22 protein-coding genes are annotated in these 19,217 nt (G+C 62.4%); 9 read left to right on the forward strand and 13 right to left on the reverse strand.

The genetic code is table 11. The annotated features are described in order from the left end of the window. Window position 1: 1 nt before the first annotated feature. The 13 genes from ACFO3E_RS04810 to ACFO3E_RS04870 form a co-directional block, all read right to left on the reverse strand. A complete protein-coding gene (locus tag ACFO3E_RS04810; protein WP_380802823.1) occupies window positions 2–226 on the reverse strand; it encodes a hypothetical protein in 225 nt (74 codons plus the stop codon). Next, window positions 219–362, reverse strand: a complete 144-nt coding sequence (locus tag ACFO3E_RS04815) for a hypothetical protein (RefSeq protein ID WP_380802825.1) — start codon at window positions 360–362, stop codon at window positions 219–221. Before ACFO3E_RS04815 ends, ACFO3E_RS04810 begins: the two co-directional genes overlap by 8 nt. After that, a complete protein-coding gene (locus tag ACFO3E_RS04820) occupies window positions 350–733 on the reverse strand; it encodes a hypothetical protein (protein ID WP_380802827.1) in 384 nt (127 codons plus the stop codon). The genes ACFO3E_RS04815 and ACFO3E_RS04820 overlap by 13 nt, the downstream gene beginning before the upstream one ends. A gap of 40 nt (window positions 734–773) precedes the next feature. Continuing rightward, on the reverse strand, window positions 774–1,502 hold the full coding sequence (locus tag ACFO3E_RS04825; protein WP_380802830.1) for a hypothetical protein: 729 nt from the start codon (window positions 1,500–1,502) through the stop codon (window positions 774–776). Window positions 1,503–1,645: 143 nt separating this feature from the next. Then, entirely contained in the window at window positions 1,646–2,014 is a 369-nt protein-coding gene (locus ACFO3E_RS04830; protein ID WP_380802833.1) for a hypothetical protein, read from the reverse strand. Further along, window positions 2,011–2,265, reverse strand: a complete 255-nt coding sequence (locus tag ACFO3E_RS04835) for a hypothetical protein (RefSeq protein WP_380802835.1) — start codon at window positions 2,263–2,265, stop codon at window positions 2,011–2,013. Before ACFO3E_RS04835 ends, ACFO3E_RS04830 begins: the two co-directional genes overlap by 4 nt. 61 nt (window positions 2,266–2,326) lie before the next feature. Then, window positions 2,327–2,548 (reverse strand): hypothetical protein, encoded by a 222-nt coding sequence (locus ACFO3E_RS04840; protein ID WP_380802837.1) that lies wholly within the window; start codon window positions 2,546–2,548, stop codon window positions 2,327–2,329. Next, window positions 2,545–2,757, reverse strand: coding sequence for a helix-turn-helix transcriptional regulator (locus ACFO3E_RS04845; protein ID WP_380802839.1), 213 nt, complete (start codon window positions 2,755–2,757; stop codon window positions 2,545–2,547). The genes ACFO3E_RS04840 and ACFO3E_RS04845 overlap by 4 nt, the downstream gene beginning before the upstream one ends. A gap of 69 nt (window positions 2,758–2,826) precedes the next feature. Then, the gene (locus tag ACFO3E_RS04850) at window positions 2,827–3,330 is read right to left on the reverse strand and encodes a hypothetical protein (RefSeq protein WP_380802841.1); all 504 of its coding nucleotides are present in this window, start codon (window positions 3,328–3,330) and stop codon (window positions 2,827–2,829) included. Further along, the gene (locus tag ACFO3E_RS04855) at window positions 3,327–4,562 is read right to left on the reverse strand and encodes a tyrosine-type recombinase/integrase (RefSeq protein ID WP_380802843.1); all 1,236 of its coding nucleotides are present in this window, start codon (window positions 4,560–4,562) and stop codon (window positions 3,327–3,329) included. Before ACFO3E_RS04855 ends, ACFO3E_RS04850 begins: the two co-directional genes overlap by 4 nt. Before the next feature lie 234 nt (window positions 4,563–4,796). Further along, window positions 4,797–5,969 carry an acetyl-CoA C-acetyltransferase gene (locus ACFO3E_RS04860; RefSeq protein WP_066523918.1) on the reverse strand — a complete coding sequence of 391 codons (1,173 nt, stop codon included), beginning with the start codon at window positions 5,967–5,969 and terminating at the stop codon, window positions 4,797–4,799. Between the two features lie 14 nt (window positions 5,970–5,983). Further along, a complete protein-coding gene (gene npdG / locus ACFO3E_RS04865) occupies window positions 5,984–6,652 on the reverse strand; it encodes an NADPH-dependent F420 reductase (RefSeq protein ID WP_066523920.1) in 669 nt (222 codons plus the stop codon). Window positions 6,653–6,713: 61 nt separating this feature from the next. After that, entirely contained in the window at window positions 6,714–7,433 is a 720-nt protein-coding gene (locus tag ACFO3E_RS04870) for a TetR/AcrR family transcriptional regulator (RefSeq protein WP_066528492.1), read from the reverse strand. Window positions 7,434–7,529: 96 nt separating this feature from the next. Here ACFO3E_RS04870 and ACFO3E_RS04875 point away from each other — a divergent pair, with 96 nt between their 5' ends. From ACFO3E_RS04875 to ACFO3E_RS04915, 9 genes are read left to right on the forward strand one after another with little or no spacing between them, the layout of a single operon-like run. Further along, window positions 7,530–8,552: a phosphotransferase family protein gene (locus ACFO3E_RS04875; protein ID WP_066523922.1), complete on the forward strand. Its 1,023-nt coding sequence runs from the start codon at window positions 7,530–7,532 to the stop codon at window positions 8,550–8,552. A gap of 21 nt (window positions 8,553–8,573) precedes the next feature. Beyond that, window positions 8,574–9,314, forward strand: a complete 741-nt coding sequence (locus ACFO3E_RS04880) for an SDR family NAD(P)-dependent oxidoreductase (RefSeq protein ID WP_066523924.1) — start codon at window positions 8,574–8,576, stop codon at window positions 9,312–9,314. Window positions 9,315–9,337: 23 nt separating this feature from the next. Then, window positions 9,338–10,564, forward strand: coding sequence for an acyl-CoA dehydrogenase family protein (locus tag ACFO3E_RS04885; RefSeq protein ID WP_066523926.1), 1,227 nt, complete (start codon window positions 9,338–9,340; stop codon window positions 10,562–10,564). A gap of 32 nt (window positions 10,565–10,596) precedes the next feature. Further along, window positions 10,597–11,952, forward strand: a complete 1,356-nt coding sequence (locus tag ACFO3E_RS04890) for an MFS transporter (protein ID WP_066528496.1) — start codon at window positions 10,597–10,599, stop codon at window positions 11,950–11,952. After that, window positions 11,943–13,478, forward strand: a complete 1,536-nt coding sequence (locus tag ACFO3E_RS04895; protein ID WP_066523928.1) for an AMP-binding protein — start codon at window positions 11,943–11,945, stop codon at window positions 13,476–13,478. Before ACFO3E_RS04890 ends, ACFO3E_RS04895 begins: the two co-directional genes overlap by 10 nt. 6 nt (window positions 13,479–13,484) lie before the next feature. Further along, window positions 13,485–15,566, forward strand: a complete 2,082-nt coding sequence (locus tag ACFO3E_RS04900) for a PQQ-dependent dehydrogenase, methanol/ethanol family (RefSeq protein WP_380802848.1) — start codon at window positions 13,485–13,487, stop codon at window positions 15,564–15,566. Then, a complete protein-coding gene (locus ACFO3E_RS04905; RefSeq protein WP_380802851.1) occupies window positions 15,553–17,628 on the forward strand; it encodes a 3-hydroxyacyl-CoA dehydrogenase NAD-binding domain-containing protein in 2,076 nt (691 codons plus the stop codon). The genes ACFO3E_RS04900 and ACFO3E_RS04905 overlap by 14 nt, the downstream gene beginning before the upstream one ends. Beyond that, the gene (locus ACFO3E_RS04910) at window positions 17,625–18,776 is read left to right on the forward strand and encodes a thiolase family protein (protein WP_225870562.1); all 1,152 of its coding nucleotides are present in this window, start codon (window positions 17,625–17,627) and stop codon (window positions 18,774–18,776) included. Before ACFO3E_RS04905 ends, ACFO3E_RS04910 begins: the two co-directional genes overlap by 4 nt. A gap of 3 nt (window positions 18,777–18,779) precedes the next feature. Next, window positions 18,780–19,211, forward strand: coding sequence for a Zn-ribbon domain-containing OB-fold protein (locus ACFO3E_RS04915; RefSeq protein WP_380802853.1), 432 nt, complete (start codon window positions 18,780–18,782; stop codon window positions 19,209–19,211). Window positions 19,212–19,217: the final 6 nt, after the last annotated feature.

Consider the following 19,217-nt stretch of genomic DNA (forward strand, 5'->3'; position numbering starts at 1 on the left):
CTTACCAGCCCTCTTTGAGGAAGCGCGCAATGGGGCTGCGGATCGTTGCCACCGTCTCGGCAAGCTGCACCTTCCCGGCCTTGCGAAGCTGGACCAGCTCGCGATCTAGGCATTCTTCGAAGATACGAATGGGCGAGGTGCCGTCAGCATCGTCCACGCGTTCGGCAATGCGGGTAGCAATGGCGCCCAGGGAACCCCCGACAGCCGCGAGGTGATCGTCATTCATTGTTCGGTTCCTTTCCGATGGATGTGAATTGCTGGAGGGTCATGGCGCCGGGCAGCGCTATGGTGACGTTGACGCGCCCGCCCTGATCGGCCTGGTCGCCTTCCTTGTATCCGTGGCGGGCCTTCAGCAGGAACATGGCGGCTGTTGCGTTCCCGCCCTCCATCGCCTGCCGGTAAAGCATGTTGTGCAGCGCGTAGCGTTCGGCCTCGCGTCCATGTCGGCAAGCTGACGGGCGTTGAACAGTCTCGCCGGTCGTGGGGCTGCCAGCAAGGCGTCATATTCCTCGATGTGCCCATCATGCCACCGCCCCAGCTTCCCAGCCGCCTCCATGGCGTTGAGGTGAGCCTGTAGCTCCTGCGCCGTAGCATGACGCAGCGCCAGTGCCTGCCCCGCCCCTTGGAAAGCCATCCAGTAGCAGGTACGGGCGGATTCGTTGGATGACAAGCGCCGCCGCTCGAGGCAGTCATCTGCCAGCCACCTTAGCCGGTTGCGAAGATGATCGATCATCGGCCCGCCTTTTTTAGGGCGCGAATGAGAGAGGAACGCATCAATATTCCCCCCTTTCGAGCTTCTCCATTTGCAGCATCAGGCGAACATTGTGTGCAGCTGACAGATCCTTTCCATCGGCCAGGAACTGCGCGAGAACGCCGCCCGGTATTTTCGCAGCATCGGCAAGGCGCATCTGCGTTCCCGTAGGGCTGGATTGCAGCAGGCTTTCCAGTCTGTCCCGAATAGCTGTTGCACTTAACCCCGTGCGCCCTTTGGCGGTGTGAGCCGACGAAGGGCCCGCCGATTTTCCAGTGCTGTCAGGCGCGTTTTCTCTGCCCCGTTTTCGGGTGGGGGTATGGCTATATATAAGCGTTGACGCCTCGTCAGCAGAGACATGGACGGCCTCCGATCCATTTTCGGCGGTTTTCCGTCGCGCTGCTAAAATCCGTGCTGACGCCTTGTCATCAATGGATTTGCGCCCTGCTGACGCCTCATCAGCAGAAATGCCCTCTCCTGCTGACGCCTCGTCATGGCTAGATTTTCGCTTCGGCTTCCATTGCCGATACTCGTTCGTCGCCGCGAACGGCGCGTAAGCGGTGGAAACAAAGGTGATGCGATATTGCCGCGCCATGCGCTGCTTCCACTGCCCCTCAACCGTGATGTCGATAAAGCCGTGGTCGATCAGCTCGATTATGCCTTCGCCGATCCGCCGCAGATTGCTGTTGCCGAGGGCTTCGCTAATCTCGCGATGGCTAAGGCCAATGCGCCCGTTGTTATAGCCGTTCATCCGGGCGACCAGTTCCACCAGGATAGCGCGCGCCCACAGGGACAGGTCACGATAGGCTGGACTCTGGATCACGCACACGGGGATGCCCGCCCATGCTCCGCCCCGTGTGTCCGCCCGACAGTCGGCGCGCATTTTCTTGGCCATCAGCAGATCACCGGATTGCTGTCACTGATCGGCGCGTCCTGATTGCTGCCATAGTCGGCGCCCCCTTCGTGCTCGGGTTCACGCTCATCTATCGCTTCGCCCTGGTCCTCGACATTGCCGCCGCCTGCATCGCTCACTTCGCAGCCGGGGCCGCGCCGCTCCCCATATCCCAGCGCGTGGTCAGTCAGGGAAAAGTCGTCCTCCACATCGTTGGCATCCTCCATGTCTGGGTCGCCATCGGTGAGGTCCAGAAGGCCGATTGCCACTTCGATGAACCCCTCCAGTTCTCCGCGGCTGTAGCGGCTCAGGACGCGCGAGATGGCAGCTGGCGGGTGAGACGGCGCAGAGGGGTGGCTGATCGCGTTCATGCCCGCACCTCCCTCGCCAGATAGGCTTCGACGCGAGAGACTGTGCGGCGGGTGACGCGGCGGCCTTTGCGCAGGTCGAAGATCAATGATGGGTCGTTGAGCGCCCGACGCCCAAACACCGTTGCCGAGGTGCCGCGTTCGATCAGGTAGGTTTCGATCCGCTCCAGCAGCGAAGCAGCGTCAACAGTGTCCGGTCGATAGAATGCCCGGAAGACAACGCGGTCGTCCGGTGCTATGTGTGGCTCGGTCATAATTGGTAGCTCCCGTTGTGACAGGTCGGGGCGAACGGTGTGCAGCCGTTCCCTCGACCGTTCATTTGCCGATCCCATCACCGAGACAGGTGCGATCCACGATGCGCCATCCTCGTGTAAGGCGCAGACCTGACGCCCAGCCTCGGGCCTGCTTGTACGCCGGGAACTCAGCGTCCAGCATTTCGTCAGGGAGCGGCGGGATAACCTTCACATCAAAGCCTGAGTTGAACGGCTCATGCGTGATCTCGATGATGCGGTCAGGCAGCGCAGCGCGGTCTGTCATGCTTCACCTGCTGCGCTGGTCGAGCGCGTCAGGCGGCTTTCAATCCACTTGTCCAGATCGCAACGGCGATAGCGGACGGCGCTCCCCATCTTGAGGAAGACCGGGCCGGCGCCCCTGACGCGAAGGTGATTGAGGTAGCTCTGGCTGAGACGGCAATAGGCCGCCGCCTCTTTTACCACGAGAACATCTGTGTTGGCTTGAGGGTCCATCTGGTTGCCTCCGTTTGTTGAGGCCAACCATTTGTCGCAGGGCGGCGCGGTGCGCCAATGAATAGCGGTCTAGGCTAAATCGCCTTTGTTTGGACGACGGTTTTCATATTGGCCGGTCCACTTCCCGAGCGCCTCTTCCATTGACCTTCCCATCGCAAGGTCCAGTTCGGCGGCCCTGATGCCAGCAAAGACGGTGGCGCGGCTCACCCGCCATTCTTCTGCGATGGAAGCGATTGCCGCTTCGGTCTTGACGCCACCCTGCTCATAATGAGCGAGCTTGTCCAACCACGCCTGATACTGCGCGCGATCGGCGGCATAGTCATGCGCCATCTTGTGCTTCCCACGGCGTACTTGGCTCAATTCTAACCTGTGGTGCTGATCCAGGCCGAGCAGTGCGCGCACTACCCCATGAATTTTCGCCGCCTTTGCTTCACTGACTTCATGCGCGATAGATTGCAGCATCTCGGCAATGGTCGCTGCGCTGAATTCCATCGGATCATGCCGTTCAAGGCCCAGATGAATCCGTTGCACATCTTCGAGGGGCAGTGTGTGTTGTCGTATATCCTCGCTCATTGCGCTGGTCTCATCTGGACAACCTTACCTCTCTTCGCCGCTGCCTTGACCGATGCGGTGCGATTTTTCGCCGCCGCCTCCGCCGCCTTGGCTATCTCTTCGCGCTGGGGGTGGGCGTATCGCATCGCCGCAGCTACCGATCGATGCCCAACGATCTTCATGGCGACCGGAAGGGCGATGGCCGGATTGTTGTAGGTCTTCGTGGCAAACCAATGCCGGATCAGGTGCAGGCTGGCATTCTCGCCCGCCTCAACGGTCGCGCACGACATGGCCTCTTCCATGGCCTCTCTCACCAGTTCATGCCGCATCGCCTTTTTCGGCGCCGTTATCGCCGGGCAAACCCATGGACTCCCCACAATCCGCGTCGCGCTTTTCAGCAGCGCCCGCGCCTCTGCCGTTATCGGCTTTTCGAGATAGCCGGTCTTTGTGTCGCCCCAGCGGATGATCCCCGCCTCCAGATCCACGTCTTCCCAGCGCAGTTCGCATATCTCGCCCGCACGGCATCCCGTCGCAAACAGCAGCCGCACCGCCAGCGCCGCCTGCGGGGATACGCCTCCGCCCTTCTCAAGCATGCTGAGCGCGGTCTGGATGCGTCCGACCTCCGCGTCGCTGAAGAGCCGTTCGCGCCTCCTAGCGCCCTGGAGACGAATTTTGGCAGGGTTGGGGCCGGCACCGCGCAAACCATGCTCCTGCGCCCAAGACAGCGCCGAAGACAGCACCCGAACGGCCAAGGTCGCCTGAGTGGCAGCCTGCTTGCGCCCCTCGCGGTAGAAGCGAGCAACATCCTCTGTCTTCAAGGCGTCAATCGCGATGCTGCCGAGCGCGGGCTTGATAACCTTGTCGACCAGCCGCTCATATTCGGCCCATGTCTTTTCCTTCAGGTTCGGCTTCGCATGGTCAGCAATGAAGCTGTCCAGCACATCGCCAAGGGAAAGGGCTTTGACCGCCACCTTCTTGCGCTCCGCGACCGGGTCGCCCCCCTTCACAACCTCCGCCGCATGTTCCTTGGCGAGCTTTCGGGCCTCCTCGGGCGTCAGGTTGCCATGCTTGCCGATCGTCAGGCGGCGGACCTTGCCCGCGCGACCGATGCCTGCCCGATACTGGAATACGTAGGTCTTGCTTCCCGATGGCTGCGCCAACAAGCCGAAGCCCTTGACCTCATCATCCCACAGGAAAGCGGGCTTTTCGTCCGCTTGGAACGCCTTGACTGCCCGAACCGTGATCGTTGCCATCGCCTGTCACCAGCCTCTGAATAAGCACCAGATAATCACCGTTTCGCTAACGGCGTGCATCATCATACAACGGCAGACATGATAAACGCAAGGGAATCAGTGGGTTTTGGCATCCTTGTGCAAACACAGGCATTGCGATAGATCGTGCGAAAGGAAACTTTTAATCAGTAGGTCGCTGGTTCGAATCCAGCAGGGCTCACCACCTTCCCCAAAGAGCCGCCGCAGCCGAGAGGCTCAGAGCCTCTCGACGATCGTTACGTTGGCCATGCCGCCCGCTTCACACATGGTCTGGAGACCAAAGCGGGCTTTCCGGTCGTGCAACGCGCTGACGAGTGTCGCCATCAACTTTGCGCCTGATCCGCCGAGCGGATGACCGAGCGCGATCGCTCCCCCATGTACGTTGAGGCGCGCCGCATCGGCATCCAGCGCCTGCGTCCAGGCCAGCGGCACCGGAGCGAAGGCTTCGTTCACCTCATATAGATCGATGTCGCCGATCTTCATCCCTGCGCGGTCGAGCGCCCGGTGGGTCGCGGGGATCGGCGCTTCCAGCATGATCACTGGGTCATGGCCGATGACGGTCATGTGGTGAATGCGCGCGAGCGGGGTTAGACCTAAGGTCTTGAGCCCTCTCTCATTCACCACCAGCAGCGCAGCGGCGCCATCGCAGATTTGGCTGGCGTTGGCGGCTGAGATCACTCCGTCATCGGCCAGCAGCTTGACGCTGATAATCTTTTCCAGGCTCGCGTCGAAGCGGATACCTTCATCCGTCGCGTGTATGATGGTCTCGCCTTCAGGCGTCACAACCTCCAGCGGGATGATCTCCGCATCGAATTTGCCGGCCTGGGTCGCGGCGGCGGCGCGGCGATGGCTTTCCAACGCGTAGGCGTCCAGCGTCTCTCTGTTCAGGCCATATTTCTTCGCCAGCAATTCCGCCCCGCCAAACTGGCTGAACGGCGTCTGCGGATAGCGATCTTCGATGCCAGGGCTGCGATAGGTGCCGTAGCCATGCTTGGCGGCGAGCGTCCAGGGCAAGCCCATGGGCACCCGCGTCATGCTTTCGACGCCCGCAGCGATCACCACATCCTGCACGCCCGCCATGACCGTGGCCGCTGCGAAGTGAAGCGCCTGTTGCGAAGATCCGCATTGCCGATCCACGTGGGTGCCCGGAATGGATTCGGGCAGGCCGGAGGCAAGCACCGCGTTGCGAGCAATGTTCGCCCCCTGCTCGCCCGCTGGGCAGGCGCAGCCCATGATGACATCCTCTATCGCCGCCGGATCGATGTCGGCGCGATCAACGAGCGCCGCCAGAACCTTACCAGCAAGATCGGCGGGATGCACGCCGGCCAGCCGGCCGCCACGCTTTCCACCCGCGCTACGTCCGAGAGCGGCGATATAGGCTTCAGCCATGTCTTTCTCCTAAGTCAGACACCCGTGATACGGATACCGGATCCGGGCACCTTATATTTGCGATTGAGGGCGATAAGGACGGAGGTCAGCCCTTCGGCGACCACCGAGTTGCAAAGCGGCCCGGCGTTCCAGGCCCGCAAGCCGATTTCCTGCGCCAGCGCCACCACCTGATCGGCGGCTTCGGCATCGTCAGCGCAGACGAGCACGTCGCATTCTACTTCCTCGTCCAACTTGGTGAGGTGATGGGCACTGATATTCTGGAAGGCCGACACGACGCGCACGCCGTCGCCCAGCATCTTCTGCACCGCTTCCACGGCCGAACCGCCATTGGGCAGTTGCACCCGGCTGACCTTGGGCGGCATCAACGGAACGGTGACGTCGATCAGGATTTTGCCGGAAAGCGCGCTTTCGACATCCTTCACGGTGGATTGCTGCGCCGCATAGGGCACGGCCAGGACGACGATCTCCGCCTGTGCCGCCGCGTCGGGATTGGCCGCGCCGGTCACGCTGTTCCCGCCCAGCACCTCGTTCATCTGTGCAGCGGCTTCCTGCGCGCGCTCCGCGGTACGGCTGCCGATGATCACCTTGTGCCCCTTATGCGCCCAGCGCAGAGCGAGCCCGCCGCCTTCCTTGCCGGTCCCTCCGAGTACGGCGATCGTCGCCACTTGTTCATTCTGCGTCACGCATGCTCTCCTGTTTCATTAGGGTGCGCTTCGAAGGCGCCATACCCTGCCCTGCCCTGCCTCAGCCTACCGGCCCCGGCCGTCCCGGGAGCCCGCCGTCCGGCTTGTCGATGCTTTGCAGCATCTCCGGCGGCAGGTCCGCGGGGGCATCCAGTAGCGCCACAAGCGTCTGGAGGAAATGCTCAAGGCTCGCCTCGCTGCCCCACATCGGGTGATTGCGGCTGTGGTCGGCGAGCGCACGCTGCCGTGCCGACAGGACAGCGCTGATATAGGCGCCCATGAAGATGAAACGCTGGTTCTGCAGCACGGGCGGCATATGCGGCATCAATCGGCGCAGATGATCGAGGCAGCGGCCATAGGCGCGGTTCCATGCGGGATCGAGCGCGTCGAGCATCATGTCGCGATGGGTCATGGCGAAGATGACGATGAACTGGACATAATGCTCATCGGGCAGGGCAAGGACGGGTTTGATCAGAATCTCGACCACGTCACGGATGCCATGGGGTCCTCCCTGCGCCTCCAGCGCATCGAGCGCAGCGTTGCGCTCCCGCTCCAGAGCTACCGCGCCGTCCATGACGATCGCCCGGACCAGCGCTTCCTTCGATCCGAAATAATAGCCCACAGCTCCGTGATTCTTCTGGCCAGCGGCTGCCGATATCTCGCGAACGGTCACGCCATCGACCCCTCGCTCCGCGAACAGCTGCAAAGCCACTTTCTTGAGCTGCTCGGCAGCAGGGGCGCGCTGGGCTTCATCATTTCTGGCAAGTTGAAGTCTGACCATGGGTGCATTTTTCTCATTGCCAAGAGCGTTCGTCAAGTGCATTATCCAATTGATCTAATCGGCGGCCAAACAGTCGAGAATAGCGAGGATGCCTAAGTGGAATCGGCAGTGGACATGGAGTCGCTGACGGCGTGGATGACGGATCGGGGGCTCGGCAGCGGGCCGCTGACCGGCGTGGCCACGCTTGCCGGAGGGACGCAGAACATCCTGCTGCGCTTCACCCGCGATGGCCGCGATTATGTGTTCCGCCGTCCTCCGCTCCATCCCCGGCCGAACAGCAATGAGACGATGCGGAGGGAAGCGCGGGTGCTGCGCGCACTGGCGGGAACGCCAGTCCCGCATCCCGGCCTTATCACCAATTGCGATGACGAAAGCGTGCTGGGCGTCGCCTTCTATCTGATGGAGCCGGTCGAGGGCTTCAATCCGGTGGGCCAGTTGCCCGAGCCTCATGCCAGTTCAGCGGAGATGCGCCATGCCATGGGGCTGGCCCTGGTGGACGGGATCGCCGCCCTTGGTGCGCTCGATCATGAAGCGCTGGGCCTGGCGGATTTTGGAAAGCCCGCCAATTTCCTGGCCCGGCAGGTTGATCGCTGGCGCTCGCAGCTTGGCGGCTATCGAGAGTTTGAAGGCTGGACGGGACCGGATGCGCTGCCTTCCGTAGCTGCGGTCGGCGCTTGGCTTGAGCGTCATCGGCCTGAACGCTTCACACCGGGCATCATGCATGGCGACTATCATCTCGCCAATGTCATGTACCGACCGGACGGTGCGGAACTGGCAGCGATCATCGATTGGGAGTTGGCGACGATCGGCGATCCGCTGCTTGACCTTGGATGGGTGTTGGCGACCTGGCCCGACGGCAAGTCCGAAAGCACCGTATCGGTAAAGCCGTGGGACGGCTTTCCCAGCGCCGAAGAGCTGGTGGCGCGTTACGCGTCCAAGTCCGACCGCGATCTTTCGGCGATCGACTGGTATCATGTGCTGGCCTGCTACAAGCTCGGCATCCTGCTGGAGGGCACATATGCCCGCGCCTGCGCCGGAAAAGCGCCGCGTGACACGGGCGATAAGCTTCATGGCCGGGCCGTCCATCTGTTCGAACGCGCCGAAGCGCTGATCCGCTGACATGCTGGGAAGGACTTTCCTTTGATCAACGAACTCGACTTCACCGGAAAGACCGTTCTGGTGGCCGGCGGATCGAGCGGCATCGGCAATGGCATGGCGCAAGCCTTCCGCCAGCGCGGCGCGCAGGTCCATGTCTGGGGCACGCGAGCCAGCGCGGCGGACTATGCGGGCGACGAAGGCTGCGACCTGGAGGGCCTAGGCTATAGTCAGGTGGATGTGAGCGATGCGGCGGCCATTGCGGCGGCTCCGGTGCCTTTCGAAAAGCTTGACGTCCTGATCCATTCGCAGGGGGCCGTGCTCTACCGGCGGCAGGAGTTCGAGGCTGAAGGCTGGAACAAGGTGATGGCGGTCAATCTCGACTCCATCCTCCACATCTCCAACCTCTGCCGCGAAGCCTTGGCCGCAGCAAGAGGGACCATCATCGCTGTCAGTTCAATCGGCGCGTTCAAGGCGACCTTCGGCAATCCAGCCTATGCGGCGTCGAAGGCAGGCGCTGTCAATCTGGTCCGCGCGCTGGCGATCGCCTGGGCCGGCGACGGCATCCGCGTCAACGGCATCGCCCCCAGTCTGGTCGATACCAAGATGACCAAGGTCACCATGGACAATGACGAGCGCAGAGAACGCGCGCTGGCCAAGATTCCGCTGGGCCGCTTTGGCTCCGTTGAGGAAATGGCAGGGGTCGCGCTGTTCCTGGCCTCTCCCCTCTCCGGCTATATTTGCGGGCAGACGCTGATCGTCGATGGCGGTCTCACGCTCACCTGAAATTATCCAAAAAGGATCATCCGATGGATTTCGAATATTCCGACAAGGTGAAGGCGCTGAGGGTGCGGCTCATCGATTTCATGGACGCATATGTCTATCCGATCGAAAGGGAGCGCGATCATTTCCACCATGATCCGGCCAATTTGTGGAAGCGCTGGCCGGGCACGGAGGAGATCAAGGCGAAGGCTAAGCAAGCGGGTCTGTGGAACCTGTTCCTCCCGCATGAATATGGCGAGTGGAGCCCCGGCCTAACCAATCTGGAATATGCGCCGCTGGCCGAGATCATGGGCCGGGTGATCGGATCGTCCGAATATTTCAACTGCTCTGCGCCAGACACCGGCAATATGGAGTTGCTCGCCAAATATGGCACTCCCGAGCAGCAGGAACAGTGGCTAAAGCCGCTGCTGGATGGCGCCATCCGCTCCTCCTATGCGATGACGGAGCCGGGGGTCGCTTCGTCCGACGCCACGAACCTCGAAACCACGGTCATCGCCGATGGCGACGATTACGTCATCAACGGCCGCAAATGGTGGATATCGGGCGCACTCGATCCCAATACCAAGCTGTTCATCCTGATCGGCCGGACGCCCAATGATGGTCCGCGCCACAGGCAACATTCGCAAATCATCATCCCCGCCGATACACCTGGGATTGAAATCATCCGCCCCCTCGACGTTCTGAATGCGGTGCATTCGCCCGGGGGGCATGCTGAGATGGTGTTCAAAGATGTGCGCGTCCCAAAGCAAAACCTGATCCTCGGCGAAGGGCGCGGCTTCGAAATCGCGCAAGGCCGCTTGGGGCCGGGACGTATCCATCACTGCATGCGCCTCATCGGGCAAGCGCAGCGGGCGCTCGAATATATGGCGCGGCGGGTGGAAAGCCGCGTGGCGTTCGGGCGGAAGCTGGCGGATCAGGGGAGCATCCGGCAGGACATCGCCCTCTCCTTCTGCGAGATCGAGCAGGCTCGGTTGCTAACGCTGAAAGCCGCCGACGCGATGGACCGCTATGGCAACAAGGTCGCCAAGGACCTGATCGCCGCGATCAAGATCGTGGCGCCGCGCATGACCCAGACGGTCGCTGACCGGGCCATGCAGGTCTTTGGCGGCATCGGCATGTCGAGCGACTTCCCGCCCGCAGCCGCCTTCATGAACGCACGCTACCTACGCTTCGCGGATGGCCCAGACGAAGTGCACATGGCGCAGTTGGGCAAGCTCAAGATCGCAGAACTCAACGAACTGCCGGTGCGCTGAATTAGCCGGAGAGGCGAGGAAGGATCATGCTGATGACCGCGCAGAGCGCAGCCAGAGACATTCCGGCCATCGACAGTCAGGCCGGTCCCCACCTGGGCAGCGCCTGGTGGATGGTGGCGGTGCTGTTCGGCCTTTATGTGCTGAGCTGGGTCGATCGGCTTATCGTGTCGATGCTGGTGACGCCGATCAAGGCGCATCTGCTGCTGTCCGATGTGCAGATCAGCATGATCACCTCAACCTCCTTCGCCATATTCTATGCCATTTTCGGCTTGCCCCTGGGATGGGCGGCGGATCGTTTTTCCCGGCGCTGGATCATCTTCGGCGGGGTTGTGGTTTGGGGCATCGCCACCACGGCCTGCGGCTTTGCCGAGAGCTATGAGGCGCTGCTGATAGGACGCATCTTCGTGGGGATCGGAGAAGCAGCACTGCTGCCCGCTGCCTATTCGCTGATCGCCGACGCGTTCCCGTCGCGTCTGCTGACCCGCGCCACATCGACCTTCCAGACGGCGGGGAAGGTCGGATCGGCCACCGCCTTCGCCTTGGGGGGCGTCGCCATCGCCTTCGCTACGGCCAACAGCGGCATCCACATTCCCTTCCATGGCCCGGCACAACCCTGGCAGCTGGTCATGATGATGGTCGGCGTCCCCGGCATATTGCTGGCGCTATTGCTGTTCACCTTTCCCGATCCGGGCCGCCGCCGGACGCCAGGCACGACGACCGAACAGCAGAAGGGTGAGATCAGGGCCTTCGTGAGTCAGAACTGGAAGCTGCTCGGCTTGATGCTCATCGGCACTTCCTGCCTCGCCATGTGCGGCTATTCCATGACCAACTGGGTGCCCGCCTATATCGAGCGGCATTTCGGGTGGAAGCCGGTGCAATATGGCTTTGCCTTGAGCCTGATGAACATCGTGTCAGCGGTCTCGCTGGTGGTGAATGGCTGGATCGTGGACAAACTGTTCGCCCGCGGGATGAAGGACGCGCATCTGCGCTTTTATGGCTGGCTGATCCTCGGCTTCCTGCCGGTGGTCGCCTATATGTTCTTCGCCACCAATCCCTATGTCTTCCTGGCCTGCTACTGCGTGGCGCAGTTCATCACCGTGCCCTTCATGGTCTATGTTTCGTCGGTGATGGGGCTGATCGCGCCTGCGACGATCCGGTCGCGAATGCTGGCCTCCTTCCTGTTCGTCTTCACCATTCTCGGTCAGGGCGCCGGTCCCGCTATCGTCGCCGCACTGACTGAATATGTGTTCCACGATGAAGGAGCGCTTGGTCAGTCTCTGGCGATCGTGGTCACGGTGAGTTCCATTCTCGCCCTCATCTCCTTCCGTGCGGCGCTGAGATATCTCGCGCCCGCCATCGCCTCCCGAAAGGATCTTTCATGTCTCTGACCATAGGCGGGGTCGATCCCGCGCGCCGTGATCAGTTCGCCCTAATGGATGAACGGGTGAGCTATGACTGGCATCAGTTGGATGAGTTGCTCAATCGCACCGCTAATGCTCTGAACGGACTAGACCTGACGGAGCGCCGGGTCGCCGTGTTCGCGCCCAACAGCGCAGAGACCGTAATCGCCTATGTCGCCTGCCTGGAGGCGGGCATTTCGAGTGTCCCTGTAAGCTTTCACCTGACCCCTTCGGAGGCCGCCTATATCCTGAAGGATAGCGGCGCGGTTGCACTGTTCGTCGGGCCAGAGACGCTGGAGGCGGGTTTTGCCGCAGCCACCGAAGCTGGCGTTCACACCGTCATCGGCTGGCGCTGCCCCGATCGGGAGGGCGTCATCCATTGGGAGGACTGGATCGCCGCAGCCTCGACGGAGGAGCCGGACCATGACGTGCCGCCGCTGCCGCACCTTCACTACACCTCCGGCACCACAGGGCGGCCCAAGGCGACCGAGACGCCGCCGCAATATTTCCCGCGCGTCGCCACGGTAAAGGCTCTGGCTGAAGCGATCCGCCCCCGCATCACTCCTTCGCCCGGCATCGCCGTTGGGCCACTTTATCATACCGGCCCTCTCGGCATGGCGCGCAATGTCTTTGGCGGCATGAGCCTAATCACTGTCGAGCATTTCGATCCTGAAAAGACCCTCGCGCTGATCGAGAAGCACAAGGTTGCAGGATCGGTGATGGTGCCGACCCATTTCCAGCGGATGCTGGCGCTGCCGGAGGAAGTGCGCGCCAAATATGATGTGTCGAGCATCCAGCGCTTGGCGCACACCGGCGCGGCCTGTCCTCGAGCGGTCAAGCAGGCGATGATCGACTGGTTCGGTCCGGTGCTCGTAGAGGCTTATGGTGGCACCGAAGCCGGATCGACGACGTTCATCACCTCACAGGAATGGCTGGAACGGCCCGGCTCAGTAGGCAAGGCGCTCGCCCCTTTTGAAACTGTGATCTACGGAGAAGATGGGCAGGTCCTAGGGCCGAAAGAAGTCGGGCAGGTCTATTTCCGCGACACCAGCGGCCATGGCATCATCTATCGCGGTGACCCGGAAAAGACAGCCGCCGCCCATATCGCGCCGGGCATCTTCACGCTGGGCGAGATGGGCTATGTCGATGAGGAGGGCTATCTCTACATCACCGATCGCGTGTCCGATATGATCGTGAGTGGCGGGGTGAATATCTACCCCGCCGAGTCCGAGCATGTGCTGCTGCGCCATCCCAAGGTGGCGGATATTGCCGTGGTAGCCGCTCCCAACGCAGAAATGGGCGAGGAAGCCCGCGCGCTGGTCATTCCGAAAGACCCGAGCGATCCGCCCACAGCCGATGAACTCAACGCCTTCTGCCGCGCCTCGCTCGCCAGCTATAAATGCCCGCGCAGCTACGAGATGGTCGATGACATCGGCCGCACCGTCATGGGCAAGGTCAACAAGAAGGCGCTGCGTCAGCGCTTCTGGCCCTCTGACCGGACCATCGGAGGCTAAGGATCAGTGCGCTTTGCCCTGCCTCTTTTGCTCCTACTGCTCGCCGCCTGCACGCCTTCCGGAGAAGCCCGGCGCGATGGCAGTGACTGGCCGGGGTATGGCGGGATCGACGAAAACCATTACAGCCCGCTGACAGAGATCAACGAGGGCAATGTCGAGAAGCTGAAGCTCACCTGGTATCATGACATCAGCGGCGGCGGGTCGAGCCTATCTGCCCCGATCGCCGTCAATGGCATCCTATATTATGCCTCAGGCTACAGCGTCATTCACGCGCTGGACGCCTCGACCGGGCGGGAACTGTGGACCTATGACCCGCAAAGCTGGAAGGTCGCCGGGCAGAAGATGCGCGCCGCCTGGGGCATCAGAGGCATCGCCTATGACAACGGCATGGTCTTTACCGGGACCATCGACGGGCGGCTGATCGCCATCAATGCGAAGTCCGGCCACCCTGTCTGGACCGCCCAGACCATCGGCAAGGATGACGAGCGCTATGTCACCGGAGCGCCCTGGGTGTTCAAGGGCAAGGTCATCATCGGCCATGGCGGCGCGGACTTTGCGCCAGTCCGGGGCTATGTGACCGCCTATGACCAGCGGACGGGCAAGCAACTCTGGCGCTTCTACACCGTGCCGGGCAACCCGAAGCTGGGCTTTGAGAACAAGGCGATGGCGATGGCCGCCAAGACCTGGACCGGCCAATGGTGGAAATATGGCGGCGGCGGGACGGCCTGGAACGCCATGGCCTATGACCCCAAATATAATCGCATCTATATTGGTATCGGCAACGGCGCCCCATGGAACCAGAAGATCCGATCCCCAGGCGGCGGGGACAATCTGTTCCTCTGTTCCATCGTCGCGCTGGACGCCGATACGGGCGGATATGTCTGGCACTATCAGACCAATCCCGGCGAGACATGGGACTTCAACAGCGCGATGGATATCGAGCTGGCCCGGCTCAAGATCGGCGGAAAAGAGCGCGATGTCCTGATGCACGCGCCGAAGAATGGCTTTTTCTACGTCATCGATCGCGCGACGGGAAAGCTGATCTCCGCGCGCAATATCGTGCCGGTCAACTGGGCGAGCGGCATCGATATCAAGAGCGGACGGCCGATCGAGAACCCTGCCGCACGCTATCCGGGCGGCAAGGCGGCGGTCGTTTATCCCTCCCCCTTCGGCGCGCATAATATTGAGGCGATGTCGTTCAATCCGGGGACGGGCCTCGTCTATATCCCCACCATGGATCAAGGCCGCGTCTATATCGATCCGGCCGAACCGCTGAAGGGCTGGAAGCACCTGAACGGCCAGCGCATCAGTGTCGGCACCGGCCCAGCGCCTGCCGGTGTGACCCCCGACCGCTCCGCAACCAGCTTCCTCCTCGCCTGGAACCCGGTCACGCAAAGCGAGGCTTGGCGCGTGCCCATGCCCGGCCTGCGCGGCGGCGGTGGCACCGCGACTACGGCCGGCAACCTTCTGTTTCAGGGCAGTGCCGCGGGTAAGTTCGTCGCTTATGCAGCGAAGAGCGGCAAGCCGCTCTGGTCCTTCGACGCGCAAACGGCGGTGATGGCGCAGCCGATCACTTACAAGGCGCGCGGTAAGCAATATGTGACCGTAATCGCGGGATCACGTTTTCCCAGCGCCATCGGCCTGCCGCGCGAATGGAACTATCGCGCGCAGCAATGGCGAGTGCTGACCTTCTCGCTTGACGGCAAGGCCAGCCTGCCATCGGCTCAGCCAGTCGATACGCCCGTGATCGACATGCCCGATTTCAGCGTGGATCCCGCCAAAGTCGCGACAGGTGCGACCGTCTTCGGCCAGCGCTGCTCCATCTGCCATGGCGCTAACGCGGTGTCAGGCGGCATGGCCCCGGACCTGCTCCAGTCAGGCGTGCCGCTGGACACCGCCAGCTTCAAGGACGTGCTGCACAAAGGCATCCTGCGCGAACGGGGCATGCCGCGCTTTGAAGAACTGACTGCGCAAGAGATCGCCGGTCTCCAACATTATTTCCGCCAACGCGCGCGTGAGGTGCTGGCTGCGCAAGCCGCAGCCAAACCGGGCGCCCAGACACATAGAGGCTTGAATGAAGGTCAATGACGTCGTCACCTATGAGGTGGAAGGCCCCATCGCAGTCATCACGGTCAACTCGCCGCCGGTGAACGCACTTTCCAACGCTGTGCGGCAGGGTGTCGCAGACGCCGTGCAAACCGCGATTGGCGACAGTGCGGTCGGCGCGATGGTGCTGATCTGCGACGGGCGCACCTTCTTTGCTGGGGCGGAGATCAGCGAACTCGGGAAACCGCAGGTCGAACCGTCGCTGCGGAACCTCCAATTGATCGTGGAGAATGCGACGAAGCCGGTCATAGCCGCAATGCACGGCACCGCGCTCGGCGGCGGTTTGGAACTGGCGTTGGTCGCGCATTACCGCATCGCCGTCCCGTCCGCCAAAATGGGCCTTCCGGAAATCAAGTTGGGCCTGCTGCCCGGTGCGGGCGGCACCCAAAGGCTGCCGCGCGTCATCGGCATAGCCAAGGCGCTTGATCTTATCCTTTCCGGTGATCCTGTGTCTGCGACGTCGGCGAAGGCAATGGGGCTCATCGACGAACTCGCCACGGAGGGCAATCTGCGCGCGGACGCCTTGACGCTCGCCTGTCGCGTGCTGGAAGAAAAGCGGCCGCTCCTGAAGGTCCGCGACCGTGCCGACAAGCTGGACGAAGCGCGCGGCAAGCCCGAAATCTTCGCAGAAATCCGCCAGGCCAACGCCAAGAAATTCCGCGGATACAAAGCGCCTGAAAATATCGTCCGCGCCGTCGAGGCGACCCTGGAGCTACCCTTCGACCAGGGCATGGTCCGCGAACGTGAACTGTTCAACGAACTGGAAAAGGATAGCCAGTCGGCCGCCCAACGACACGTCTTCTTCGCTGAGCGGCTCGCGGCCAAGGTTAGCGGCATACCAAGCGACACCGCAGCGCTCCCAATCAAGAAAGTAGGCGTTATCGGCGCGGGCACCATGGGCGGCGGCATTGCGATGAACTTCGCCAATGCAGGCATACCCGTCACCATCGTAGAAACCAGCCAGGAAGCGTTGGAACGCGGCCTGCGCATCATTCGCGGCAATTATGAAACCACCGCGAAGAAGGGCAAGATGAAGCCCGAAGATGTCGATACGCGCATGGGTCTGCTGACCGGCTCCGTGGCGATGGGGGACCTGGCCGACTGCGACCTCATCATCGAGGCGGTGTTCGAAAATCTCGACGTCAAGCGCGAGGTGTTCGCCAGGCTCGACAGGATCGCCAAGCCCGGTGCGATCCTGGCGACCAACACCAGCTATCTCGACATTGACGATATCGCCGCCGCCACCCAGCGGCCGGAGAGCGTCGTCGGCCTGCACTTCTTCTCGCCCGCCAATGTGATGAAGCTGCTGGAGGTCGTCCGCACCAAGGACACGAAGCCCGAAATCACCGTCACCGCCATGAAGCTTGCCAAGACCATCGGCAAGATCGGCGTGCTGGTCGGCAATGGCTTCGGCTTTGTCGGCAACCGCATCCTTGCGGCGCGGAACACGCAAGCCGACCGGCTGGTGCTGGAGGGCGCGACGCCCTGGGCGGTGGACAAGGTGCTGTATGATTTCGGCTTTGCCATGGGGCATTTCCAGATGCGCGATCTGGTCGGCCTCGACGTCGGCTGGAACCGGGACGCAACCAGCTCCGCCAACGTGCGGGAAATCCTCAACGAAATAGGCCGCCATGGGCAGAAAACTCGAGGAGGCTATTATGACTATGACGAGAACCGCAAGCAGACGCCCTCGCCCGTCGCAAGCCAAGTCATTGAGGATTTCGCCGCCAAACAGGGCATTGCCCGGCGCGCGGTGAACGATGAGGAAATCCACGACCGCATCCTCTTCGCCATGGTGAATGAGGGCGCGCGCATTCTCGATGAAGGCATCGCTTCGCGGGCGTCGGACATCGATATCGTCTGGGTCACTGGCTATGGCTGGCCGAAATATCGCGGCGGGCCGATGTTCTGGGCGGATTTGCAGGGGTTACCCGTCGTCCTGGAAAAGCTGAAGACGCTCGAAGCCGCCCATGGCGAGGCGTTCAAGCCCTCCCCGCTGATCGAGCGGCTGGTGGCGCAAGGCAAGGGATTCAAGGACGCATGATACAGGGCAACCGCATCGCCATCACCGGGGTCGGCGAAACCCCTTTCCTCCGTAAAGGCGAGGAAGGGGTCATGAAGATGATGACCCGCGCCAGCCTCGCGGCCATTGCCGATGCGGGCCTCAGCCCTAAGGACATCGACGGCTATGTCTCCAATAAGTATGCGGGCCATGGGTCGGACGAGGTCGCCTTTGCCATCGGCGCGGGGGAAAAGCGTTTCTGCGCCACAACCGACAGCGTGGGCGGCACGGCGACGTCGGGCCAAGCACTGCAACTGGCGCAGATGGCGATCGAGGCGGGTTTGGCGCGGCATGTGCTGGTGCCCTATGCGATCCAGTCGACCAAGCCGGGCGGCGTCTATGCCTTCCACGCGCGTGAGCCGCAAAAGGCCGGAATCGAAATGCCCGTCGGCTTCTTCGGCCAGCCCACCTATTTCGCGACCATGGCGAACCGCTATGCCCATGACTACGGCATGACGGAGGAGGAGCAGGCCGCCATTCCGATGACCTATCGGGCCTGGGCGGTCCTGACGCCGAGTGCGCAGCGGCGCGATCCGATGGATTTGGCAGGCTATCGCCAGTCGCCCATGATCTCGACGCCTTTGCGGGCAGCGGACTGCTGCCTCACCACCGATGGTGGCGGCGCCTATGTGGTCAGCGCGATCGAGGAAGCGCGCGACATGCCGCATCCGGTTGTGGCGGTGCAGGGGCTCGGGCTGGGCTTCAACAATTGGCCGCAGGGGGTGCTGTTCACCCAGACACCCTGCACCTACCACTTCCCCGGCGAGGTGTCGGCGAAGCTCGCCTACACCATGGCGGGCTGCGATCCCAAGGATTTGGACCTGGCGCAAATCTATGACGGCTTCACCATCTCCGCGCTGGTGCAGACCGAGATGCTAGGCCTTTGCGAGCGGGGCGAAGGGCCGCGCTTCTATGCGGCGGGCCATGGTATGCCCGGCGGACGGATGCCGATCAACACCAGCGGCGGGCATATGTCGGGCGGCTATGTGCCGGGCATGAACCTGCTGATCGAAGCGGTGCGGCAATTGCGCGGGCGGGAAGGCGAGCGGCAGGTGCCGAACGCGCGCCTCTGCGCCGTCGCGGGCCTTGGCGGCAACAACCATTCCACCACCATATTGGCGCGGAGCTGATCCATGGGCATTCCGATATATCCTCCCAAGATCGAGGACCCGCTGTTCCAGGGCTATTATGACGGGTTGGAAGCGGGCGAACTGCGCATCACCGCCGATCCCGAGACGGGCGAGTGGGTATGGTATCCGCCCGAGGTCATCCCCGGAAAGCCCGACACCGTGCTGGAATGGCGCCCGGTTTCGTCGGAGGGCAGCGCCTATAGCTTCACGACCGTGATCCGCAGCCTGCTGCCCGGCGATCACAAGGCGGAAGTGCCTTTCACCGTGGTCCTCTTCGAGCCGGACAACGCGCCGGGCGTGCGCGTGCCGGGTATCCTGATCGATGCCGAGGGGATTGAGCCTCACTGTGGCATGCGCTTGCGTTTTCAGGCGGTTCAGGCGGGGGATCACAAGATCGCCGGCTTCGCGCCGGTTGCCCCGGAAGCCGTGCGATGAATGATC

It is taken from the genome of Sphingobium tyrosinilyticum, assembly GCF_042654265.1.
In the GTDB taxonomy this organism is placed as follows: Bacteria; Pseudomonadota; Alphaproteobacteria; order Sphingomonadales; family Sphingomonadaceae; genus Sphingobium; species Sphingobium tyrosinilyticum.